Below are 22,779 nucleotides of genomic sequence, written 5' to 3' on the forward strand. Positions count from 1 at the left end.
GTTTTTTTCTTTACTTCAGATTGGCTATGATCGACCCGAAATTACTCAGAAATAATATTGAGGCTGTAAATTTAGCCTTAGCAAAACGTGGTGTTCAACTCAACGTAGCAGAGTGGGCAGACCTAGAAGCTCGCCGTAAAGAAATTCAGTCAAAAACTGAGTCTTTGCAGGCTGAACGTAATGCTGGCGCAAAACAAGTCGGTCAGATTAAAAAAGCAGGCGGTGATGCTTCAGAAATCATGGCGCGCATGTCTGCCATTGGTGATGAAATTAAAGCAGCAGAAGTTGCACTTTCAGAACTTCAAGCTGAGTTAGAAGCTAAATCTCTTTCAATTCCAAACTTACCACACGAGTCTGTGCCTGAGGGTAAAGACGAAAATGATAACGTGGAAGTTTTAAAGTGGGGCACACCTCGCGAATTTGATTTCGAAATCAAAGACCATACCGATCTTGGCGAAATGATGGGTGGTTTAGAGTTCGAAACTGCGACCAAATTAACTGGTACACGTTTCAGTGTATTAAAAGGGCCTTTAGCGCGTTTACAACGAGCATTGACTCAGTTCATGTTGAACACGCATACATTAGAAAATGGTTATACCGAAGCATATGTACCTTATTTAGTAAATGCTGACTCTTTACGTGGTACAGGTCAATTGCCTAAATTTGAAGAAGATTTATTCAAACTTCAAGGCGAAAAAGAATATTACCTGATTCCAACAGCTGAAGTTCCAGTAACCAACTTCGTGCGTGACGAAATCATTGATCCAGAACGTTTGCCATTAAAATATGCAGCACATACACCATGTTTCCGTAGCGAAGCGGGTTCGTATGGCCGTGATACACGTGGTTTGATCCGTCAACACCAATTTGACAAAGTAGAAATGGTTCAGATTGTAAAACCTGAAACTTCGATGGATGCTTTGGAAGAATTAACGGGTCATGCCGAAGGTATCCTTCAAGCATTAGGCTTGCCATACCGTAAAGTCGTTCTGTGTGGCGGTGATATGGGCTTTGGTGCAATCAAGACCTATGACCTTGAAGTTTGGGTGCCAAGTCAAAATACCTATCGTGAAATTTCTTCTTGCTCATGCATGGGCGATTTCCAAGCACGTCGTATGAAAGCACGTTACCGTGCAGACCAAAAGAAAACTGAATTCGTACATACATTGAATGGTTCAGGTTTGGCTGTTGGTCGTACTTTACTTGCGGTGATGGAAAACTACCAACGCGCTGATGGTTCAATTGAAATTCCTGCTGTACTTCGTCCATATATGGGCGGTGCAGAATTTATCGACTAATGAACGATAAAGTGCACAGTTTTGTGCACAAAATTTGCTTAAGACAATCAGATTTAAAATACTGAGGTAGTGTGTGGATATTTTTCCAATCTCGTTGAAGTTGCAACAGCAACCTTGTCTGATTGTTGGTGGTGGTCGAATTGCATATCGTAAGGCAGTGCTGCTTGCAAAAGCAGGTGCTTGCCTTACGGTGCTTTCACCCGAAATAGAAGATGATTTAATGCAATTGGTGACACATAGCCAAGGGCAATATCTCAATTCACGCTATCAAGATACTCAAGTTAATTTGAGTGTATACCGTTTGGTTATAGCCGCAACCAATGATAAAACGATTAATCAAGCCGTGTTTGAGGCTTGTGAAGCTGAAAATGTTTTGGTCAATAGTGTTGATGATCCGCCGCATTGCCGATTTATGGTACCTGCAATTATTGATCGTTCACCATTGATTGTTTCAGTTGCATCTAATGGAACATCGCCCGTTTTATCTCGCCAAATTCGAACTCAACTAGAAGCAGCTATTCCACATGGTATGGGCAAGCTTGCTGAGTTTTCTGGTAAGTGGCGTGCTGAAGTTAAAGCAAAAATAGCCAATCCAGACGAACGCCGTATCTTTTGGGAAGACTTATATGCAAGTCCACTGAAAGAACAGGTGTTTAACGACAATGTAGCTGAAGCGAATCGCTTAATTCAGCAGGCTCTTATTGAATGGACACGTCCAAAAGGCGAAGTGTATTTGGTCGGTGCTGGGCCTGGTGATCCAGAGCTATTGACTCTGAAAGCTTTACGCTTAATGCAGCAAGCAGATGTGGTGATTTACGATCGTTTGGTTTCACAGCCGATTATGGACCTATGCCGCCGTGACGCTGAAAAAATCTATGTAGGTAAAGCTCGATCGAATCACGCAGTGCCACAAGAAGGCATTAATGCATTATTGGTTAAATACGCTAGTGAAGGTAAGCGAGTTTGTCGTCTGAAAGGTGGTGATCCATTTATCTTTGGGCGCGGGGGTGAAGAAATTCAAGAACTCTTTGCTGCTGGTGTAGCCTTTCAAGTTGTGCCTGGTATCACTGCGGCTTCGGGCTGTTCAGCCTATGCGGGTATTCCTTTAACCCATCGTGATTATGCTCAAAGTGTGCGTTTTTTAACTGGGCATTTGAAAGAAGGCTCACCTGAATTACCGTGGAATGAACTGGTTTACCAAAACCAAACGCTTGTGCTGTATATGGGCTTGGTGGGTCTTGAAAAAATTTGTGAAAAATTAATTGCACATGGGCAACGTCCGGATATGCCAGTTGCATTGGTATCGAAAGGCACAACTCCAGAGCAAAAAGTGGTGGTCGGGACTTTGGCAGATATTGCTTCTAAAGTATCCGAGTACCAAATACAGGCGCCGACATTGACCATTATTGGTGATGTGGTTAGCTTACGTGATCAACTTCAATGGCATGAGCGAGGATAAAGCAGCGATAACGCTGCCCGAGCGCAAGACGAAGGCTGTGCCTGAGTAAAGAGGATAAAGCAGGGATAACGCTGCCCGAGCACAAGGCGAAGGCTATGTCTGAGTAAAGTGGACATAGCTATAGTTGCTACCCTCATTATTCGGTGTTCGTTATGCTAAAGTGCGAATACTCAGTCGAATGAATTTTTATTTGCTAGCTATGGCATATCATCGCTAAGTGAATATCTTACCTCATCCATTTTTAACCAAAGAGTAGAGTAAATCCTGTGATCCATGTTGTTTTATACGAGCCAGAAATTCCTGCAAATACAGGGAATATCATTCGTTTATGTGCCAATACTGGAGCGCAGTTACATTTAGTCAAGCCTTTGGGTTTTGAACTAGATGATAAAAAATTACGTCGTGCTGGATTGGATTATCATGAATGGGCGCACATGAAAGTGTGGGAAAATTTTGCTGCGTGTTTAGAGCATTTAGCGAGTGTAGGGATCGATCAAAATGCGATTTATCCATTAACGACCAAGGGTTTTGAAACACCGCATACGTCTAATCTAAATCGACCGGTCGCACTTTTGATGGGTCCAGAAACACGTGGTTTACCTGAAGATGTACGTATGATGTTCCCGAAAGAACATTGGATTCGTCTACCAATGGCTGCAAATTCACGTAGTTTGAATTTGTCGAATGCGACAGCAGTAATTTTATATGAAGCTTGGCGTCAACAAGATTTTAAAGAATTGGTTTAAGTTATCATAATTTAAAAAACCGCTTCTAGGAGCGGTTTTTTATTGAGCCTGCATTAGCCTAATCATTTACACTAATGAAGTTTTGTAAATTAATACTTTAAAAACTTCTGCCAAAATATAAAAATGTGTATAAGGACACTGTGAAAAATTAAAATGGGTACTTAAAACTTGAAATCTATAAATTTAAAAGCTTTTGGTGTCGTCATTGTGACCGGATTAATTTCATCAATGAGTTTGGCAAATCCAGTTGTATCGAATACTGCAGAGGAGGCGATTACCACTGCAGCACCTGTGCCAGACGTTGTTCCTGTTTTACCAAAAGTTGAAATAAATAAACCTTTTACTAAAGCTGAGATTCAACAAGGCTTATTGGAAATGCAGCAGCGACAAAATCAACGTATTGAAGACTGGGGTAAGACACTTAAAGCGGAAGATTTTGAACGTTCATGGTATGGTGGTCGTCAATTGAAAAAGTCCAAGCGTCAGGAAGTTTGCGGGATCTATCAGGGTTTAGTGAATGAAACCTATGGGTTGGCACAAAAAAATAAAGCAAGATTGAGTCAAGCGGATCAAAAACAAATATCAGACCGCAACCAATTTATTCAAAGCTTAGGTTATGAAAATAATATCGTTGATACCAAGATGGGTTTTAATTGCCGCTTAAAATAAGTAGTTTTTATCACTGCTTTGATTTATGTGAATGATCCATGTCCTTGATGCAAAAAATAAAGGACATGGAAAAGCTCGAGATACCTCATGAATTAATCAATTAAATTAAAGTCACTCAGTTCTGTTTGTAGATGTTTTGGATTATTTGCAAATAGCAGTTGACCACTGGTGTATAACCAACCCAATTGACCTTGCTGCTGAAGACGTTTCAGTAAGACATCGTTAAACGTCGATGTTGCAAAGACAGTTTCACTAAAGACTTTAAATTCGCCGACATTGGTATTTTCACTGTCTTTCATAAACAGCATGCCATTTTTGGTGGTTGAACTCATATCTAAAGATCGACTAACTAAGCGATACCCTTCTTTTGCTTGCTCATCAATCATTGTCTGCAATTTCAGAGTACGTTCTAGACTATTGCTACCGGTTGGATAGGTTTTATGGCGATAACTGTAAGTGCCATGATGTGTACTGCTATTGATACAGGTTGCAACTTTAGGACTATTTTGTTTGCCGTTCAGAACTTCAGGTCGTAAACCTGTGAAATAGCTTTTGAACTGAATAATACGGCAGCCTTGGGAACCTAATGTATTGAGCATGGTTTCCAGTTGCACTGGGTCAACGAGTGGGGAAACATAGCCGCTGTCATAGGTGTACGTCGCGGTATCGTTTTCCTTTTTAATGAAATAATCTTTGAAATTCATGGCATTGGTTGGTCTGACGCTATGTAGGTATTGATAACCTGATTTACCTTTTTCATTTAACTGATTACGCCATGTAAAATAAATGTCAGCGGTAGAGGATGCTGTACGGTCTGCCACAATATGATTGAAACGTATGTTTTCATTAGCAAGTTTTATGTAGCTATTAACATTACCATTGTCCAGGGGCTTAGTATCATAGCCAATTAATTTATAACCATTTTGTCCCATCGCATTGAGCTGAGCCAAGAAGTTCACAGTGTCAGTCGTATTAATAAAGCTCTCAGACTTAAAGTCTGCAGTTGTGATTTTGGCTTTCGGTTTTAAATTGGTGAAGAATTCATTGGTATTTTTTGTATAGCAGCGGCTGTCCTTGAGTGGATCTTTAATTAGACCACGCTCCATGATGATATAGCTTGGATTTGAAGTCGTCGCATTAATCACACAAAAAGAATTACTATTTAAAAAAGTCAGGACACGGTTGCTGGTTGTTCCATCTCTGACTGGTTGAAACTTAATGGCATGATATTCAAAGTTATTTAGAGCTGCAGCAGGTTGGATATCACTGATTACCATGTCATGCAGTAATTGATAACGTTTGGAAATAAATTCACCGCTGCAGGTTTTGCTTGAACTATTGTGTTCAGCATATTTTAGTTCTTCGTTCAGTGAACTGACTGAATTTTCACTGGTTTTATGAATGGAAATTTGTGGTAAATCACAATTACTATTACCGAGAGCAGAGTTTCCTTGAATCCACTCTCCTGTGAATTTATCCGCTACAGTTGTTGGCGTTGGCGTTGGCGTTGGCGTTGGCGTTGGTGTTGGTGTTGGTGTCGGTGTCGGTGTCGGTGTCGGTGTCGGTGTCGGTGTCGGTGTCGGTGTCGGCGTTGGTGATGGGCCATCATTATTGGAGCCGCCACAGCCGACCAAAGTACTAAATACAGCAGTAATAATGCTGATTTTATTGATGTTATTCATGACTAGTGCTCGATAAAAGAAATTGTTATGCACAGCTATTTTTGATGTTTGCTTTTTTTCAGAAATGATTTATTGCACAAGGTGAGATTCAATCCAGCCATTGCCGTATTCTGTAGTGACTTCGATTAGACCAGTTTTGGTCGCATTCCCAGCAAAAATAATATCCGCACTTTTTGACAGTTTGTTCAAAACTACCCCAGATTTATCGGCACTTTGATAAAGCGGAAGATTATTTATTTTCGGGCGAAGTTGTTGGCCTACGGTGAAACTAGAATTTGTATAATTTGACGTGTTATTCGTTCGACTACCTGTCCATTCACGGGCTGTATTTGAAACCTCTTTTGAAGTTTCATTAAATTGGCTCAGGGTGCTGCGTAAATCACGCATGGTATCTGCAAAGCCAGCATTAGTCTGAATGCAAATCAAAGAGAGACTACTTGCTAGTATTAAGTAACTAATTTTCATTAACTTTCTCCTTTGTTGAGTTATCTAGCGCTATTTTTATAGGGGCTGATAACATCCACTGTGTTTAAATAATTTTAAAATGCGAAAATTTAGCATTTTTAAAATAGATCATTTATACTTCAGTTGTAAAGAGGGTGGAGATAGTGAGATGAACTTAGAAAGCCAGTATAAGAATATTCAGCATAGTCAAATTTGGTATCAATCTTTACCAACGGAATGGCAAGACTGGTTGACTGAAAACATTGATAACGGTTGTGATACAGAAAAAATAAGTGAAATTTTACAAGCACATGGATTTAGTCCAGTTAGCTATACAGATACTTTTGCTCCAATAGAGCAATTACCAGTGCATCTGCAAAATGTATTATTAGATGACTGCTTGAATGGTTTAAATACTGCAGAAATATTAGAAAAAAATAAGCAAGAAAATATTTCAAATCATTTGATCATTCATTTTTTAAAGCAAATAAACAATAACGTTATTTTTAAAAGATTGAAAAAAGTAACACAGCAACAAAACAAAGAGCGTTGGTTGTTGAGTGTAATAGGACAACTTAAAACATTGAACGCAACAACCACAAATCATATCGAGCGTATCGAAACACCAAATTTCAAAACATTTATTCAAGATTTTTATAGCCAAATGCAACCTGTAATCTTACAAGGTGGTATAGATCATTGGCCAGCACTGAGTAAATGGTCACCTGACTATTTTTCACAAACTTTCAAAAATGAACTTGTAGAAGTTCAGATGGACAGAACACGACATCAAGACTTTGAAAAAAAGTCGGTACAACTTAAGCGGATTATTTTGATGCAAGATTTTGTTGAAAAAATAAAATTGTCTGAACAGACAAATGATATTTATTTGACGGCAAATAATGCAGCTCAAAATAAAGATTTCATGTTGAAATTGAAAGATGATCTCGCTGACTTTTCAACAGGCTATAGTCAAACTGTACAAACAGATCGACATTTTCTTTGGTTTGGGCCAGCAGGCACATTTACGCCACTGCATTATGACTTAACCAATAATTTGTTGGCACAAATCTATGGTCGTAAGAAAGTGACCTTAATTCCTGCTTGGCAAATGCCATATATGTATAACGATCAGTGGGTATTTAGTGAAATTACAGATTTAAAAAAGGCTGATTTTTTTCAATATCCATCGTTGAAAAAGGTCACACCTATTGAGTGTACAGTGCATCCAGGAGAAACCTTATTTATACCGATTGGGTGGTGGCATAGCGTTGAAAGTTTGGATATATCGATCAGCGTGTCATTTACGCACTTTAATGTAAAGAATGATTTTTTTACTGAATACCCTCAAGATCTCATCAGATAAAAATTGTGCAGTAGAACAAATAATGCGAAAATTTCACTTATGCAGTCTAATTTTCATGGCAATTTAATGAGCAAACTTCTCACCAATGAGGCAGATCAAAATTTACAGCAAGTATTGGTGCTGATGAATGAGTTGAGCCAATGGTTGATACGATCAGGTGTTGGATATACTGAGTTTACTGCTGCATTGAAGCCTATATTTTTTCAACAAGCTGTGCATGAACTTGAGCGTATTGATCAAAAACCAACAATATCAGCAATTAGTTTACTTTCAGGGCTGCATCGTAAAGATGTCACGGCTTATAAAGAAGTGATTTCCGAAGGTAAAGCGCTGAAAGATGCAACTGTGTCTGAACCGATTAGTGTGCCATCGCGTGTGATTGGTTTATGGTTAGCAGAAGGTTGGGGGGATTGTTTACCATTTAGCAGTGAGTCAGAAAATAGCTTTGAAATGCTGGTGAAAAGAATTTCAACAGAACGTCATCCGCGTTCAGTACTCAACGAGCTTATAAGGCTTGAAATTGCGACAGAAAAAGATGGGCAGGTATATTTACAACAGCGTCGTTTTATTCCAGATCCTTCACAATTAGAAGCACGCAAAATTTTAACTCGAAACGTTCAAGCGCATTTAGAAGCAGGTTTGCATAATTTATTGAATCCTGATGAAATGCCATACTTAGAACAAGCCATTTGTGCTGACGAATTAACAGAAGAATCGATTAATAAATTACATGAAATGAGTTTAGAGCTTTGGCAAAAATACTCACTACAACTTTTCAAACTTGCCGCGGAGCGTTGCGAAATGGATGAGGGAAATCCTGAAGCAAATCGTGTATTTCGCTTTGGAGTTTATCAACATGATACGAAAATTAAACTTTAAGACTTTAACCCTTTGTGGCTTGATCAGCGTTTTAGCGGGTTGTGACATAGAGTTTTTTCGCAGTGGCGGGGTTTCAATTGAAGGTACAGGTGATCCAATCATTGATATCGGTCATGCAGGGGAAGGCCGCGGAACAATTATCTTGGGGACACGATATTTAGAGTTTTCAGCTTCCGTGCAGGATTCTTGTTATGGCGTGGAACGTAAATTAGCCTTCCTCAATCCATTTGATCGTCAGTCGATTGACACAAAAACGTATGTAGAAATACCTGCTGCCCAAGCGGATCTTAATTCGCAAAATGTTCAATTGATCTTAAAAAATACCAATAGCGTACCAGTCACCATTCATTTGCAATGTGATATGCCATTAACCATGCAATTATTCGAGCAGGTTAGACCATATTTTCCAAAACAAGTATGTGATACACCTATAGATATCAAACTCTATCCACAACAACAGCATATATTTGAAGCAGCTGTAAATTTAGAGACTGTTGAAGATGGTATATGGTCACACGGTGATGGAGCATCGGTTGAATTAAAAGGCAATACACCAGACAAGTGTGAAGAAATTTCAATTCAATTTCAGCAATCTAGAAAAGCCATACAACCTTAATTGGTATATTTAGAATAACAAAAAAGGCGCTTAAAGCGCCTTTTTTGTTTAGAGATAAACTTGATTAGAATTTATCATCAAATTCGTTATGTTGCGGCGCAGGGTGTTTAAAACCTTTGGTTTTATAACCAAGGTATAAAATACCAAACATTGCCCACCATAAACCGTATTTCAAAGCAGTTTCTTCAATTTCCAACCACATTGCAAAGATACTGATAAAACCAAGTAGTGGAATAACTACGAAGCTAAAGATATCTTTGGCATTTTTGGTGCGACCATCACGCAGCGCATATCGTGAAATTACAGACAAGTTAACGAATGTAAATGCAGTCAAAGCACCGAAACTGATCATCGAAATAACGATATCAAGATCCATGAAGCCTGCAGTTAATGCAACAGCACCAACGATCATGATGTTATAAGACGGGGTGAAATTTTTCGGGCTAATATGACCGAAGATTTTCTTATTAATAACACCATCACGGCCCATAACGTACATTAAACGTGATACACCCGCATGAGCAGAAATACCCGATGCCATTACAGTTACAATTGCAAAGTAAAGTACAACAGTCTTAAATGCTACACCACCAACTGCTTGAAGAATGTCAGGTTGCGTTGCAGCAACATCTTCAAAGTATGTTTTTGGATCGTTCGGGAAATAGATTTGCATGAAGTAAGTACTGATGATAAAGATCACACCTGCAATTAAGGCAGTTAAGAAAATTGCCTTAGGTAAAGTCTTCTCAGTATCTTTAGTTTCTTCAGCTAGTGAACTTAATGAGTCAAAACCTGTAAATGAGAAGCAGAGTAAGGTTGCACCTGTAATTAATGCACCTACGCTGGTTAATTCATTCCAGAATGGTTCTAAACTCCATAATTGGTATTGCGCATTAACCAATGTACCGTCGGCATTTACACCGCCAGCCAATAGGCTGTATACCATCCAAGTAAAGTAAGCAATAACACCTAATTGTACGAATACGATCAAACCATTGAAGTTTGCAACGAATTTAGCACCACGCAGGTTGATTCCTGTCATGAATGCTGTCAGTACAATTACCCAAACCCAATGGTTAACTTCTGGGAATAAGGCTTCAAGATAAATCACTGCAAGAATGATATTTACCATTGGAGATAATAGGTAGTCTAACCAAGAAGACCAACCCACCATGAAACCTACGTTCGGGTGAATAGATTTTTGGGCATAGGTATACGCAGAACCCGAAGAAGGGTAGCGACGGATCATATGACCATAACTAATCGAGGTAAACAGAATTGCAATAAGGGCAATAATGTAAGAAGTCGGCACATGTCTATGACTTTCTTCAGATACTAAACCAAAAGTATCAAATAGAGTCATTGGTTGGATGTAAGCCAAACCGATAATAATAATGTGCCAGAGTCCAAGCGTTTTTTGCAGTTTAGCTGCCGATTGAGTCCCAGAAAAATTTGTCAACGGCGTTATCCTCTTATCGTTGATCAAGGATCAGTCATGTTCTAAGGATCGTTTGAGACGAACGATCCCCCCTACGTTTTAAAACAAAAGTGTGCCAATCTACTGTAAATGGAACATTTTGTCAGTAACTTTGAATTTGTTTTTAGCAGAAATTATGCCAATTTGGTTAAAAAACTGACTATTCTTTGTTTCTGCAAGTGAAAAGCCCGATGTTTAAAAAAACATCAGGCTTAAATTTGTCGCTATATTCGCTTATTTTTCAGTAATTACCAAGCTTTTTTTAGAATACTTTTTAGGTCTTCTAAGCTGGCTTCTTTCGGGTTGTAAATGATAGAACCATCATTCAGTGCCTTTTCGGCCACTTCGTCTAATTGTGCTTCAGTCACTTTACCTGTTTCACTCAAAGTACGTGGTAATTTGGTCAAGCTATACAGGCGATCACGCATAGTTAAAATCGTTGAAATTGCTTTATCTGCACGAAGATGTGCTGGAGTTTGCGCATAAATGTCTGGGCCAGCTAAAGGTAATAATAATTCTGCAATTTTATCGCCATTGACTTCTTTGTTGTATTCAAGCACATAAGGCAAGAATAAGTTCATGCATAATCCATGGGGCAGGTGAGCAACAGCACCTAAAGCATGACCCAATGAATGGACTAAACCAACCATCGAATTTGAAAAAGCAATTCCTGCCATTGTTGATGCTTGTGCCAATTCTAAACGGCCATGTGCATCGGTTGTATTATCTAATACACTAAATAAACTATTGCTAACCTTTTTGATGGCAGCAGTGGCATAGGCATCTGAAATTGGGTTTGCCGCCATACACGTATAGGCTTCAACCGCATGTGTCATCGCATCCATTGCTGTCATTGCTGTAAGATGAGGTGGTAATGTCTGTGTCATACGCGGGTCTAAAATAGCAGCATGTGGCATCAAGTAGTTAGATGCAAAGGCCATTTTGACATTCTTTTCAGTGTCAGACACCACGGCAACCATTGTGACTTCAGAGCCCGTACCTGATGTGGTTGGTATCACAAAGAAAGGATTTAATGGCTTTGGTAAATTATGCGCACCTGAATATTTTAATAAGTCATCGCCGCCTTCAGACACTAAAATATTGGTCGCTTTAGAGGTATCGATGACGGAACCACCACCGATGGCAATAATTGCATCACAGTTGTTGTCGCGATAAAGCTGTGCTGCTTTACGAACGGTTTCTAGACTAGAGTCCGGTGGAACATCATCAAAGATAAAACCAATCACAGCATCTGTGCTTTCGAACGCAGCTTCAATGGGTGCAAGTAAATTATTGCTGCGGACACCTTTGTCAGTAATGATCATCGGGCGTTTTGAGCCGAGGCTGGCAAGTTCAAAGGGAATGTGTTCTAAAGCTGCATGGCCAGCAATCACTTTTACAGGACAGAAAAATTCGTAATATGGTTTAGCCATGTGTTATGCACTCCGCTTTAAATAAGATTGGGCTACTTTCAAATAGATATTTGCAGCACCACTGAGTTTTTCTTTTAAACTTAATTGTGTTGGATATTCTTTAACTGCAAGTTCAGCCACCAGTTTTGGCAAAATAAGTGCTTCCATCTTATTAAGACAACGTACTAATCGAATCGCATAAGACAAATCACCATCTGCAATCATACGGTCATTAGCAAAGGCTTGAGCTGTACTTTCTTGAAAGGAAAACACTAAAAAAGCATGGGTCAAATGTTTAAAGGTAATGGTTAAATCAGGTTTTTGGCTACCCGGTGTCAGCAGCTTTAGCTGATGATCTTCAGTTACCTGTGCCACAAATGCAGCACCATTTGGAAATACATTCATAGAGAGAATGAAGTTCACAGGAAATTTAGCCACTTCCTGTTTAATTTCTTCATCGACCTGGCTCGCCATGACCAAGCCTCTGCCAATTACATCCATCATGAGTTTGACATAGGCTTGTTGGAGGGCGGGTTTAACGGATTTAGTTGCAATCACGCGATCATCCCTTATCTATAATTATCTGTTTAGAGTAAATACTCTAAATTATTTTGTATTAGAAAGCAAAGTCTTTATAGTTGTTTGACGGTTACGTCTTTAAAGTAACCGCTGTTTTTCAAAGTATCAATGATATCGACGCACAAGTTTGCAAATTTTGGATAATCTGGAACTAAGTCTTGTATACGTACCATTTCTAAACCTGCATAACCGCATGGGTTGATGGTATGAAATCCAAACAAGTCACAGTCAATGTTTAATGCTAAACCATGATATGAGCGCCCTTTACGGATTTTAAAACCGAGTGAACCAATTTTGCGTTCTGCAACATAAACACCAGGTGCATCAGGCTTGGCATAAGCGTCGATACCGTACTTTTTCAGCAGTTCGATCATCAAGTTTTCTGCATAGGAAACCAGCGTACGCACGTTCCAACCTAAGCGATTTAAGTCAAACATGAAATAAGCGACCAACTGACCAGGACCATGCCACGTTACTTGACCACCGCGATCGGTTTGTACCACAGGAATATTACTGTGCATGAGGATGTGTTCAGGTTTGCCTGCCTGACCTTGAGTTAACACATCATGATGCTGCAATATCCAGAGTTCATCCGCAGTGTGTTCATCACGTTGTTCAGTCAACGCTTTCATTTCTAAAAAGCGATCTTCATAGGGAGTCAGTGTATTGTACTGGCGAATAATTAGTTCTGGCTTTTGAGCAGTCTCAGTCACGCGTGTTGCGTCCTTTATGGTCAAACATAGAGTTTTATTATAATGAATTGGCAGAATAATGGGGGCGTTGAACGGTTTGAGTTGTAATTTAATGCTCTATTTTCACATAAAAAAACACGCTCGAAAGCGTGTTTTTTAGTACTTACAGTGCTGTCTTAATTAATGGACAAGCTGCAAGGTCTGCATAAACTGCGTGAACTTGTTCAAGCTCTATAAAACGCAACTGAGCAGTTACAGAATGGTATTTACCTGTGCGTGAAGGCGTTACAGTCATGGTACTGCCATCAAACTCAGGGAAATGTTTCAAGAAAATATCATTTACCGCTTGACGGAGTTCCTCACCTGCAAGACCAATCAGTTTAATTGGATAGTCCATCGGGAACACCCAAAGATGTTCTTGCAATTCGCGTGATGGCATACGATTTGTCATGTCAGTCATGGGACACCTCATTTGTAAAAATACCTGCAAGATGCAGGTATTTTGTTTTATCTCTACATGCTCATATTATGGGGGAGTTCCCCCCATATTCAAGCCTGTATTATCCTATGGATAGGTTAGTCATTCTCAAGGAATGAACGCAGATGTTCTGAGCGTGAAGGATGACGTAATTTACGCAATGCTTTCGCTTCAATCTGACGAATACGTTCACGTGTTACATCAAATTGTTTACCAACTTCTTCTAAAGTGTGGTCCGTTGGCATGTCGATACCGAAACGCATTTTCAAGACTTTCGCTTCACGTTCAGTTAAGTTTTCAAGCACTTCACGTGTTGCTTCTTTTAAGCCTTCTGAAGTTGCAGCATCAATTGGAGAGGTGATGTTGCCATCTTCAATGAAGTCACCAAGATGCGAATCTTCATCATCACCAATTGGCGTTTCCATAGAAATCGGTTCTTTGGCAATTTTCAGTACTTTACGAACTTTAACTTCATCCATTTCCAGACGTTCGCCTAATTCTTCAGGCGTAGGTTCGCGGCCCATTTCTTGAAGTAATTGACGAGATACACGGTTGATTTTGTTAATCGTTTCAATCATGTGTACTGGAATACGAATAGTACGTGCTTGGTCAGCAATCGAACGGGTAATCGCCTGACGAATCCACCAAGTTGCATATGTCGAGAATTTATAACCACGACGGTATTCAAACTTGTCTACCGCTTTCATCAAGCCGATGTTGCCTTCTTGGATCAAGTCAAGGAATTGCAAGCCACGGTTGGTGTATTTCTTCGCAATCGAAATTACCAAACGTAAGTTGGCTTCAACCATTTCCTTTTTCGCACGGCGAGCTTTCGCTTCACCAATCGACATACGTTTTGAAATGTCTTTGATGCCTTTAACGTCAAGGCCCAATTCTTTTTCAATATCAGCAATTTTTTGTTGGAATGCTAAAACGTCAGGACGAACTTTTTCAAGGTAACCTTTCATGTCCGCAGGAGCTTTGGCAATTTGTTCTTCTAACCAAGCGGGATTTGACTCTTGACCAGGGAAAGAAGTACGGAATTGCGTACGATCCATACGACCACGACGTACTGCATAACGCATTACTTCACGTTCAGAAGTACGGATTTGATCATGCGTATCACGAATTAGGTCAGAAATAATGTCAAATAAACGTGGCGTGAATTTGAACATCATGAACACTGTTGCAAGAGCTTCAAGTGCAGCAGCAGCTTCTTTGCTGTTACGACCATGTTTCTCAATCGCAGTTTTAGTTACGATCCAAGCATTTTCAAGTTCCGTAAAACGTGCTTTTGCAATTTCAGGGTCTGGACCAGATTCGCCTTCAGAATCGTCATCACCTTCAGATTCTTCGTCTTCTTCATCGTCATCTAATTTGACATCTTTCGTCGATTTCGTCGATTTCGTCGATTTCGTTGTGCTTGAATCTTCATCATCAAGATCAGCGTCATCTTCTTCGATTACTTCTGGAATTTCTTCATCTGATTCTGGATCGAGATAACCAGACAAAATGTCAGCAAGACGGCGTTCGCCCGCTTCATAATCTTTGTATTCTGATAAAACTACTTCAACCGCGTTTGGCCAGTAAGCAATCGAGTGAAGAACGTCACGAATACCTTCTTCAATACGTTTTGCAATACTGATCTCGCCTTCACGAGTCAACAGTTCAACTGTCCCCATTTCACGCATATACATACGTACAGGGTCAGTGGTACGACCAGGTTCATTTTCTACAGATGCAAGTACAGCAGCAGCTTCTTCTTCAGCAACTTCATCCGTCGCTTCGCTGCCACCTTCAAACATTGTATCGTCAGTTTCCGGAGCTCGATCATGCACAGGAATACCAACGTCATTCAACATTTGAATGATGTCTTCAATCTGTTCGCTTTCTGTGATCGAGTCTGGGAGATGATCGTTAACCTCGGCGAAAGTTAGGTAACCTTGCTCTTTGCCTCGGCTAATCAGCGCCGCTACTTGAGAAGTAGGGGAAGTCATATCGCTCATCTTTGCTTACTCTTCAGTGAATCTGTGGCAGTAAAAAACCGTGCATAAGTGCACGATTCATCTCATTTAAATTTTGTGAATAGCTTGAGTATTTCATCAGTTCTGACAGCGAAATGTGCTGACTGATAAAATATTAAAAATATAAATTCAGTAATTTAAGGTGGGGGTGAATTTGTTGTTTTCAAGTTCATCCCATACGCGCGCCTATTTTGAAAGTTTTGTAAAACTGTCATAAAACAGAAGGACGCAGGGTGGATTATATCATGCCATACATTTCAGTAAGAAAAAAAGCCCTATTTTTCGCTTTTAAATATGTTTTTTTTAAATAAAACTTGACAATATTTTATAACCCATATAAATAGCGGCTAGACCCCTTCAATTTTTTGCATTATGAGGTAGTTTCAGTGTCTTCTACAGATTTTGAACTAGATGATAACTACGGTGATGATGATGTGAATTTCGATGAGGCCAGTGCGAAAACTTCAGCGAAAGAATCGCTAGAAAAACGCCGTCTTATCGATGAACTTCTTACACAACGTCGTCTTGAGCGTGAGCTTAAAGATTTTGACTATGACTTCGACGACGATGATGATTTTGATGACGAAGAAGACTAATTAACGTTTAGCATAGCGCCTGAAAATGCTATGCTAGCGCATTAAGTTTCTAACTCTGGATATGAAATGAGTGCTTTAGATTTAGACCTTTTGAGTGACTATCTAGACGGCGATGACAACGAGCATGGTCTAGATTTTGCAGCGACTCATGGTTTTTTGTGTGCAATTGCAGTTGGCCCAACTTTTGATAAATGGTTGGATGAACTTTTTGATAATAATCAAAAGAAAGTTCCTACTGAAATTATTGCACAAGTAAAAGCATGGCTTGAATCTATACGTCAAAATCTTGCGAATGAAGACGGTATTGAATTTCCGTTTGAAATTGAAGAAGCAGATGTTGAATCAAGTCTTGGTGACTGGAGTGTTGGTTTCGTTGATGCTATGTTCCTAAACGAAGATGCTTGGTTTACAGATGAGTTTGAAGAGCAACTTGTTGACCTGACTTTACCAATTATGGTGTTCAGTGGCATTGACGAAGAAGATCCACAAATGGAATCTTTCCGTCGTAATGGTCAGTTAATGGATGAACTTGCAGAAGAAATTCCAACTAACTTGAACGAGTTGTATTTGATGTATCACACACCAGCATAATGTTTGCAGTGCAATGTTGAATTACATTGCAAGTGTGTTTCAAATGATTCAAAAAAGCACCGTAAGGTGCTTTTTTTATGGGTTAAATAAGCATTTATACTGTTGTCTTGGGTAAAAAGTACTTTGCTATCCAACCAAAAGATAATGCCAAAATCAAATAGTGAATAAGCAGTGTAAATGCGATCGCAATCAACCAAACCCAAGAGGGCAGCTGGGTCATAGCCATTTTTAAAAATGCCAATGTTTCAGGGAATACAACAATACTAATTAATGTCGCAATGATGCTGATGATGATTGAGGCAAGTAGACAGCCCCAAACTAAAGTTTTCTTTTCAGTCTCATCAGGAACACGTTGACGGTCTTTGACAAAGCTTGCAGCAGCGCTAAAACCACCAACAATTAAACAGGTCATGGATGTTCCGCTAGGTAAATCAAATAATGACTCGATGGCAACAACAGCCAGCATCGTAATCACATAAGCTGCAGTAAAAGTCAGGATATATTTTTTCATTTTTAAACTTCGTTTTATCGTTATTAAAAAGGATTGAATCACACAACATGGATCAGTTTAAAACATCCAAAGCATTTGCTTAGTCTCGGCAATGGTATTTTTTGAATGTTTCGATGACTATAATTTTTTTGCACAATAAGTTGCATACCAGCCATAGGCAATATGGAATATCACACCATGAATTGCAATCATACATAGCATGATCAGTGCTGATAGCCCTAAACCTGCCTGATCAGCTGCTTTCAAAATGGCTTCAGCATTTGGATTTATCAACACGAGGAAGAATACGAAAATACTGCCAATGATGATTGCTACGGCACTTGAGCCCCATACCAATTGAATTTTTTCATCACTCGTCGCAAGACGATGTTCTTTTTGTACAAAATGACGTGCGGAAATGAAAGCAGAAGCAATCAATGCAGGGAATAGTGTTAGACCACCCAAATTTAAACCAAACATTAAAACTGTAACCAAAAGCACCAAAGCAATGCTATAAACTGCCGCAAAATGTAATAAATAATGTTTCATTCGAACCCCAAAAGAAAAACAGATTAACGCTGTCGACGTTGATGGCGACGGTAAAAAATCCAAGCAATGATAATAACTGTAATTGCAATAATGACGTGGCCAACTTTACTAAAAATTTGCTGCATCAATTGTTGGTTTTCCCCAAAATAAAAACCAACATAGGCAAGAAATGTGGTCCAGATAATTGTTCCTAATCCACTAAAAAACATGAATTTCCAAAAAGGCATGCGACTCATACCTGCTGGAATACTAATGAGGGAGCGGACAGCAGGAATCATACGACCAAAAAATACAATACGGTGTCCATATTGCTCAAACCAATTTAAGGACTTTTCTACGTCTTGTGATTTGATAAATAGGTATTTTCCATAGCGATCGACAAAACGTAAAATACTGTCATGTTTAAACTTATAACCAATCCAATACAGCAAAGCAGCAGCAGTCAAAGAACCAATACAGCCTGCAATGATCACACCAATGATCATTAGCTGTCCTTGTGAAGCAGCATAACCTGCGGATGGCATAATAATTTCGGATGGAATTGGTGGAAAGATATTATCGAGGAACATGAGAAGGGCAATGCCGAAGTAGCCCAGTTGTTCCATGATGGAAATAATCCATTCAGTTAAGTTCATGACAGTCTGGATTTAAAAATGGTAATTCATCCTAAGTGTAATCACTGAATAGGTAAAGTGCTTCATGCATTTACACAATGATAATTTGACGACTAGACTGAAACGAAAAATGGAAAAGTGATTTTAATTTTTAGATGCGCTATTTTGTTTTTTAGTTTGAGGACTGAAGTGCTAGAGGCATAGAGCTAATATGGCGCTTCACAGTATTTCAATGAAGTGTTTTATTTTTGAATGCATTGATGTTTTGAAAGCGCCTTGAATTGAAAAACAGTGAACTGAGTTGTTAAACCCACGCGTTAATCTTGTTCCATATGTATAAGCGTGTAGATATACACTTGGCGTAATAGTAATGCGATGCTTACTGGAATAAGGGTAAGTAATCCGATATGCCACAGTGTGGGTTGTATATGAAGATTGTAGGCAATGCTGATGGCGAAAATGGCCCCAATACACATACCTACAGCGACAATTAACAGTTGTGCTGGATGATTCATTTCTTGTTTGTTCATGCTGGCATTTATTGTGGTCGGAGATACACTGCGTGATCTCCTTGCGGGCAGTACCGTTGAATCTAGAACTTTTGGCATATTAGTATCCTTTTCAAGTATCTAGTTGTATTTGTTAGTCGAACTTAATGATTAGGATTAGCTTATAATTGTTAAATCAGCAGGTATATACCTAGAATCTGTGAAATTGTCGCGAAATTTTAAAATTGTTTAACTTGCGTAAAAAAAGCCCTTAGAAAAGGGCTTTTTTATTAAAAATTTACAATTAAAAATTAGAGGCGTTTACGTTTTGCCGCAACAATTTGTGATTGGCGCATACGGAAGCCAGCTTTTTGCTGCTCAGATGTTTTATCAATACAGTATTTGCATGAAACGCCGTGTTCATAGCTTGGTAGTTCAACTTCAGCAGGAAGGAGTGGCCAACCACATGCGTGACATTTAATATTTTCGCCTTCTTCCATACCGTGCGTCACAGCGGTACGTCCATCAAATACGAAACATTCGCCTTCCCACATACTTTCTTCAACAGGGGTTTCTTCTAAGTATTTAAGTACGCCGCCTTTGAGGTGATAGACTTCATTGAAGCCTTCTTGCAAAAGCAATGAAGTTGATTTTTCACAACGAATCCCACCCGTACAAAACATCGCAATTTTCTTATCTTTGTGCTGCTCAAGTTCTTTTTTCACATAGTCAGGGAATTCACGGAAAGTTTCAGTTTTCGGGTCAATTGCACCCTTAAAGGTACCTGCTTTGTATTCGTAGTCGTTACGTGTATCAATTAGAATCACGTCATCACGTGCAATCAGTTCATTCCATTCTTTAGGATCAAGATAGTGACCGACTAAATCGCGAGGCTTAACTTCCACGCCCAAAGTCACGATTTCTTTCTTCAATTTGATTTTCATTTTACGGAATGGTTTGTCTTCACTATGTGATTCTTTATATTCCATTGTCGTAAAACCTTCATCAAGAAGGAATTGTTTGATCACATCAACGGATTTACGATCACCTGCAACCGTTCCGTTAATACCTTCACCTGCCACAATTAGAGTACCGCATAGGTTGATGGTTTTTACCAAGTCTAAAAGACGTTGCTGAAGATCAGCAGGATCTTGAACTTCTTTGAATTGATAAAGTGCGGCAACAACCCAACCAGAGGTCGCTTGCTGTTCTACAGGTGCAAGCTGTTCTACAGTAGCGTTCATGGAGTACTCCAAAGTAATAAAACAGGAAAAATTAAGGGGCGTATTCTATCGTGAATTACATGAATTTGCGAGTGACTTGCAGGCTTTTAAAATACGATATTCACGTGGCTTCAATTCAACGGTTTTAGCGTGTATAGTCATGCGCTGTTGGTCATATTACGCAGTCTTTGTGATGTTGTGGAGTTTGTTTTGAGTATTGATCGTCGAATTGCCTCATTAACCCCGTGTGCAGGGCGCTGCTCGACGGTATTTGGTGATTCAGTTTGTCGTGGTTGTCGTCGATTTAATCATGAAGTGATTCGATGGAATACCTATACCCCTGAACAACATAGCGCTATTTGGCGTCGGCTTGATGCTCAACTTGATCAAATTTTAATTCCAATGTTGCCCATGGCGAATGTTGTACATGTTGAGGCTTTTGTGCTGTCGAAACGTGTGCGTTTACGCCCAGATGCCACGAAAGGTCGCAAACTTTATCATGCTTTGAAGCTATGCGAAAAAAATCGTCATTTTACCGATGAAAGTGGTCTAGGCATTCATTATAAAGATGTTCGCCCGTTATGGGATGAATTTGAGCGCCGTGTATTGGCACTTGCGACTGCCAGTTATGATTTGGCCTTTTTACGGGCAGATGGCATCAGTTTGCATTTATTGCATAGTATGGAAGAAGAGGACTAAGTCCTCTTTTTTTATGTATGAAATTTATCGTGATGTAAAAAAATAAGTGAAGGAATCTCAGCGTGAATTATTCGGAGTACTTTTTATATTGTGTGGCAGTCATCGTGATGATTGCAACACCTGGACCTGTCATGCTGTTGGTTGCTAGTGCAGGTTTACAAGGTGGTTATAAAAAGGCATTACAAACAATATTTGGGACGAATCTTGCTTCCTTAGTGTTGATTTTACTGTCGGTGCTGATCTTAAAAGGCATGCTAAATATTAATGAACAGTGGTTAAGTCTGATCAAAATATTCGGTTGCCTATATATTGCTTATATTGGACTCGGTATTTTAAAAGAAGTCTTTGATAAATCTTCGATGGATGCTGACCTACCTTTACATGCAGTGAATGGCGGGTTTAAGCAGGGATTTTTGGTCGGTATTTCCAATCCTAAAGATATTATTTTTTTCGCATCATTTTTCCCACAGTTTGTGAATATTACGCCGGATATGAATCTGAGTTTAACGATGCTGACCTTGACTTGGATTGTTTTAGATTTCGCGACGTTGTCTGTGGTGTACTTGTCTTTTCAAAAGCTGTCTAAATCACGCTTGTATTCAAAGCTTTTGGCAGCCTGTGGTGTGATACTGATATTGGTTGCTCTATATGGCATTTTTACAACCTTAAAACTCTAAATTTAAAATGAAGAACAGGCCTATTTAAATAGACCTGCTAAGTAGCCGTTGAGGTTATTTTAAATATTATGTTTTAAGCGATACTGCACAATTTCTTCAATGGTGATCACTGTAAGGTGATGGGTTTGAGCATAAGCCAAAACTTGAATACCATTCGCCATGGTTCCGTCCGGATTGGTTAATTCACAGAGTACGCCAGCAGGTTTTAAGCCGGCTAAACGGGCTAAATCAATTGTGCCTTCGGTGTGACCACGACGCGTCAACACGCCACCTTCACGAGCTCGAAGAGGAAATACATGACCAGGGCGATTTAGGTCACTTGCAACGACACCGTCTTTAATTGCAGCTTTAATCGTTGTGGTGCGATCTTTCGCTGAGACCCCTGTTGTTACACCTTCAGCTGCTTCAATTGTTACTGTAAATGCAGTTTTGAATTGGCTTGAATTGTCAGTCACCATTGGTGGTAATGCTAGATGATTGGCATGGGCGTCGGTTAAGCAAAGGCATACAATGCCAGAACCATCACGGATCATACGTGCCATGGTTTCAACGGTGAGGGTTTCAGCTGCCACAATCAGGTCGGCTTCGTTTTCACGGTCAAAGTCATCCATCACAAGTACAGGTTTGCCTTGACGGATATCTTCTAAGGCTTGCAACATACGTTGCTCTGCGGGTGGAAGGGCAGAAAAGAAAATTTCGGGTTGAATTAAACTAGACATTGAAACGCTCGCGTAAATATTAGATACGATTGAACATTTCAGGACATGTGAAATAGTGGCGTTACGATATATATTGAAAATGATCAATGATATAGAGATGTGACGTCGTCTTCTTTCATCCGGACTATACCGTCGGCTCAGGTTTTGCACCTGATCTGCGAATCATAATGAAATGATCCGCTCGTGGGCTTTTTGATTTGGCATATATCAATCAAATTTACCACCGGTGGGGAATTACACCCCGCCCTGAAGCGATGTGAAATGATTATAGACCTGTTCTAGGCTGAATAGGGTGTTAATACTCCGAATCCT

General features: G+C 39.6%; 25 protein-coding genes and 1 riboswitch. Of the genes, 11 read left to right on the forward strand and 14 right to left on the reverse strand.

The window, feature by feature from the left end; translation table 11 throughout:
* Positions 1-26: 26 nt before the first annotated feature.
* The 4 genes from serS (at position 27) to FTT84_RS02455 (ending at position 4,172) form a co-directional block, all read left to right on the forward strand.
* Positions 27-1,298: a serine--tRNA ligase gene (gene serS / locus FTT84_RS02440; protein ID WP_067764365.1), complete on the forward strand. Its 1,272-nt coding sequence runs from the start codon at positions 27-29 to the stop codon at positions 1,296-1,298.
* A gap of 73 nt (positions 1,299-1,371) precedes the next feature.
* Positions 1,372-2,757: a siroheme synthase CysG gene (gene cysG, locus FTT84_RS02445; RefSeq protein WP_180079800.1), complete on the forward strand. Its 1,386-nt coding sequence runs from the start codon at positions 1,372-1,374 to the stop codon at positions 2,755-2,757.
* 266 nt (positions 2,758-3,023) lie between these two features.
* Positions 3,024-3,503, forward strand: a complete 480-nt coding sequence (locus tag FTT84_RS02450; protein ID WP_067764359.1) for a tRNA (cytidine(34)-2'-O)-methyltransferase — start codon at positions 3,024-3,026, stop codon at positions 3,501-3,503.
* Between the two features lie 168 nt (positions 3,504-3,671).
* Complete coding sequence (locus FTT84_RS02455) at positions 3,672-4,172, forward strand: hypothetical protein (protein WP_218949612.1); 501 nt, start codon at positions 3,672-3,674, stop codon at positions 4,170-4,172.
* Positions 4,173-4,264: 92 nt separating this feature from the next.
* On the opposite strand, the gene FTT84_RS02460 is transcribed toward FTT84_RS02455, so the two are convergent.
* Positions 4,265-5,854, reverse strand: coding sequence for a PT dipeptide repeat lipoprotein (locus FTT84_RS02460; RefSeq protein ID WP_180079798.1), 1,590 nt, complete (start codon positions 5,852-5,854; stop codon positions 4,265-4,267).
* 69 nt (positions 5,855-5,923) lie between these two features.
* Positions 5,924-6,319: a hypothetical protein gene (locus tag FTT84_RS02465; protein WP_067764350.1), complete on the reverse strand. Its 396-nt coding sequence runs from the start codon at positions 6,317-6,319 to the stop codon at positions 5,924-5,926.
* A gap of 148 nt (positions 6,320-6,467) precedes the next feature.
* Between FTT84_RS02465 and FTT84_RS02470 the strand changes: the two genes are divergently transcribed.
* From FTT84_RS02470 to FTT84_RS02480, 3 genes are all read left to right on the forward strand, one after another.
* Positions 6,468-7,664, forward strand: coding sequence for a cupin-like domain-containing protein (locus tag FTT84_RS02470; protein ID WP_067764347.1), 1,197 nt, complete (start codon positions 6,468-6,470; stop codon positions 7,662-7,664).
* Positions 7,665-7,730: 66 nt separating this feature from the next.
* Positions 7,731-8,543 carry a DUF6502 family protein gene (locus tag FTT84_RS02475; protein WP_180058059.1) on the forward strand — a complete coding sequence of 271 codons (813 nt, stop codon included), beginning with the start codon at positions 7,731-7,733 and terminating at the stop codon, positions 8,541-8,543.
* Entirely contained in the window at positions 8,521-9,159 is a 639-nt protein-coding gene (locus FTT84_RS02480) for a hypothetical protein (protein ID WP_180079796.1), read from the forward strand. Before FTT84_RS02475 ends, FTT84_RS02480 begins: the two co-directional genes overlap by 23 nt.
* A 64-nt stretch (positions 9,160-9,223) precedes the next feature.
* Here the strand turns inward: FTT84_RS02480 and FTT84_RS02485 are convergent, their stop codons facing one another.
* The 6 genes from FTT84_RS02485 to rpoD form a co-directional block, all read right to left on the reverse strand.
* Positions 9,224-10,618, reverse strand: coding sequence for an APC family permease (locus FTT84_RS02485; protein ID WP_067764338.1), 1,395 nt, complete (start codon positions 10,616-10,618; stop codon positions 9,224-9,226).
* 266 nt (positions 10,619-10,884) lie between these two features.
* Positions 10,885-12,069 (reverse strand): iron-containing alcohol dehydrogenase, encoded by a 1,185-nt coding sequence (locus tag FTT84_RS02490; RefSeq protein WP_180058063.1) that lies wholly within the window; start codon positions 12,067-12,069, stop codon positions 10,885-10,887.
* 3 nt (positions 12,070-12,072) lie between these two features.
* The gene (locus FTT84_RS02495; protein ID WP_067764333.1) at positions 12,073-12,606 is read right to left on the reverse strand and encodes a hypothetical protein; all 534 of its coding nucleotides are present in this window, start codon (positions 12,604-12,606) and stop codon (positions 12,073-12,075) included.
* A gap of 74 nt (positions 12,607-12,680) precedes the next feature.
* Complete coding sequence (lipB, locus tag FTT84_RS02500) at positions 12,681-13,340, reverse strand: lipoyl(octanoyl) transferase LipB (RefSeq protein ID WP_067764330.1); 660 nt, start codon at positions 13,338-13,340, stop codon at positions 12,681-12,683.
* Between the two features lie 142 nt (positions 13,341-13,482).
* On the reverse strand, positions 13,483-13,770 hold the full coding sequence (locus FTT84_RS02505) for a YbeD family protein (protein WP_067765004.1): 288 nt from the start codon (positions 13,768-13,770) through the stop codon (positions 13,483-13,485).
* Positions 13,771-13,895: 125 nt separating this feature from the next.
* Positions 13,896-15,803: an RNA polymerase sigma factor RpoD gene (gene rpoD, locus FTT84_RS02510; protein WP_067764327.1), complete on the reverse strand. Its 1,908-nt coding sequence runs from the start codon at positions 15,801-15,803 to the stop codon at positions 13,896-13,898.
* A gap of 404 nt (positions 15,804-16,207) precedes the next feature.
* On the opposite strand from rpoD, the gene FTT84_RS02515 reads away from it, so the two are divergent.
* Positions 16,208-16,417: a PA3496 family putative envelope integrity protein gene (locus FTT84_RS02515; RefSeq protein WP_067764324.1), complete on the forward strand. Its 210-nt coding sequence runs from the start codon at positions 16,208-16,210 to the stop codon at positions 16,415-16,417.
* Positions 16,418-16,483: 66 nt separating this feature from the next.
* Positions 16,484-17,008 carry a YecA family protein gene (locus FTT84_RS02520; RefSeq protein ID WP_067764321.1) on the forward strand — a complete coding sequence of 175 codons (525 nt, stop codon included), beginning with the start codon at positions 16,484-16,486 and terminating at the stop codon, positions 17,006-17,008.
* Between the two features lie 94 nt (positions 17,009-17,102).
* On the opposite strand, the gene FTT84_RS02525 is transcribed toward FTT84_RS02520, so the two are convergent.
* The 5 genes from FTT84_RS02525 to FTT84_RS02545 form a co-directional block, all read right to left on the reverse strand.
* Positions 17,103-17,519 (reverse strand): ABZJ_00895 family protein, encoded by a 417-nt coding sequence (locus FTT84_RS02525; protein ID WP_180058067.1) that lies wholly within the window; start codon positions 17,517-17,519, stop codon positions 17,103-17,105.
* Between the two features lie 117 nt (positions 17,520-17,636).
* Positions 17,637-18,047, reverse strand: coding sequence for an ABZJ_00895 family protein (locus FTT84_RS02530; protein ID WP_067764315.1), 411 nt, complete (start codon positions 18,045-18,047; stop codon positions 17,637-17,639).
* A 23-nt stretch (positions 18,048-18,070) separates the two neighbouring features.
* Positions 18,071-18,682 (reverse strand): DedA family protein, encoded by a 612-nt coding sequence (locus FTT84_RS02535; protein ID WP_180079794.1) that lies wholly within the window; start codon positions 18,680-18,682, stop codon positions 18,071-18,073.
* Between the two features lie 296 nt (positions 18,683-18,978).
* A complete protein-coding gene (locus FTT84_RS02540; RefSeq protein WP_180079791.1) occupies positions 18,979-19,176 on the reverse strand; it encodes a hypothetical protein in 198 nt (65 codons plus the stop codon).
* A 284-nt stretch (positions 19,177-19,460) separates the two neighbouring features.
* Entirely contained in the window at positions 19,461-20,393 is a 933-nt protein-coding gene (locus FTT84_RS02545; RefSeq protein WP_180058073.1) for a rhodanese-related sulfurtransferase, read from the reverse strand.
* A 189-nt stretch (positions 20,394-20,582) separates the two neighbouring features.
* Here FTT84_RS02545 and FTT84_RS02550 point away from each other — a divergent pair, with 189 nt between their 5' ends.
* Both FTT84_RS02550 and FTT84_RS02555 read left to right on the forward strand, forming a co-directional pair.
* Positions 20,583-21,071 (forward strand): DUF1289 domain-containing protein, encoded by a 489-nt coding sequence (locus tag FTT84_RS02550; RefSeq protein ID WP_180079789.1) that lies wholly within the window; start codon positions 20,583-20,585, stop codon positions 21,069-21,071.
* 62 nt (positions 21,072-21,133) lie between these two features.
* Entirely contained in the window at positions 21,134-21,748 is a 615-nt protein-coding gene (locus FTT84_RS02555; RefSeq protein WP_180079787.1) for a LysE family translocator, read from the forward strand.
* 59 nt (positions 21,749-21,807) lie between these two features.
* Here the strand turns inward: FTT84_RS02555 and ribB are convergent, their stop codons facing one another.
* A complete protein-coding gene (ribB, locus tag FTT84_RS02560; RefSeq protein ID WP_067764297.1) occupies positions 21,808-22,467 on the reverse strand; it encodes a 3,4-dihydroxy-2-butanone-4-phosphate synthase in 660 nt (219 codons plus the stop codon).
* Between the two features lie 103 nt (positions 22,468-22,570).
* A riboswitch (FMN riboswitch) is annotated at positions 22,571-22,724 on the reverse strand.
* Positions 22,725-22,779 lie beyond the last annotated feature (55 nt).

It is taken from the genome of Acinetobacter sp. YH01019, from assembly GCF_013420285.1.
Lineage (GTDB): Bacteria > Pseudomonadota > Gammaproteobacteria > Pseudomonadales > Moraxellaceae > Acinetobacter > Acinetobacter gandensis.

Excerpts from the sequence above, each read along its gene's own strand:
- serS (WP_067764365.1), top strand. The coding sequence starts at position 27 with ATGATCGACCCGAAATTACTCAGAAATAATATTGAGGCTGTAAATTTA.
- FTT84_RS02460 (WP_180079798.1), bottom strand. The coding sequence starts at position 5,854 with ATGAATAACATCAATAAAATCAGCATTATTACTGCTGTATTTAGTACT.
- FTT84_RS02465 (WP_067764350.1), bottom strand. The coding sequence starts at position 6,319 with ATGAAAATTAGTTACTTAATACTAGCAAGTAGTCTCTCTTTGATTTGC.
- FTT84_RS02470 (WP_067764347.1), top strand. The coding sequence starts at position 6,468 with ATGAACTTAGAAAGCCAGTATAAGAATATTCAGCATAGTCAAATTTGG.
- FTT84_RS02475 (WP_180058059.1), top strand. The coding sequence starts at position 7,731 with ATGAGCAAACTTCTCACCAATGAGGCAGATCAAAATTTACAGCAAGTA.
- FTT84_RS02480 (WP_180079796.1), top strand. The coding sequence starts at position 8,521 with ATGATACGAAAATTAAACTTTAAGACTTTAACCCTTTGTGGCTTGATC.
- FTT84_RS02490 (WP_180058063.1), bottom strand. The coding sequence starts at position 12,069 with ATGGCTAAACCATATTACGAATTTTTCTGTCCTGTAAAAGTGATTGCT.
- FTT84_RS02505 (WP_067765004.1), bottom strand. The coding sequence starts at position 13,770 with ATGACAAATCGTATGCCATCACGCGAATTGCAAGAACATCTTTGGGTG.
- rpoD (WP_067764327.1), bottom strand. The coding sequence starts at position 15,803 with ATGAGCGATATGACTTCCCCTACTTCTCAAGTAGCGGCGCTGATTAGC.
- FTT84_RS02520 (WP_067764321.1), top strand. The coding sequence starts at position 16,484 with ATGAGTGCTTTAGATTTAGACCTTTTGAGTGACTATCTAGACGGCGAT.
- FTT84_RS02525 (WP_180058067.1), bottom strand. The coding sequence starts at position 17,519 with ATGAAAAAATATATCCTGACTTTTACTGCAGCTTATGTGATTACGATG.
- FTT84_RS02530 (WP_067764315.1), bottom strand. The coding sequence starts at position 18,047 with ATGAAACATTATTTATTACATTTTGCGGCAGTTTATAGCATTGCTTTG.
- FTT84_RS02535 (WP_180079794.1), bottom strand. The coding sequence starts at position 18,682 with ATGAACTTAACTGAATGGATTATTTCCATCATGGAACAACTGGGCTAC.
- FTT84_RS02540 (WP_180079791.1), bottom strand. The coding sequence starts at position 19,176 with ATGAATCATCCAGCACAACTGTTAATTGTCGCTGTAGGTATGTGTATT.
- FTT84_RS02545 (WP_180058073.1), bottom strand. The coding sequence starts at position 20,393 with ATGAACGCTACTGTAGAACAGCTTGCACCTGTAGAACAGCAAGCGACC.
- ribB (WP_067764297.1), bottom strand. The coding sequence starts at position 22,467 with ATGTCTAGTTTAATTCAACCCGAAATTTTCTTTTCTGCCCTTCCACCC.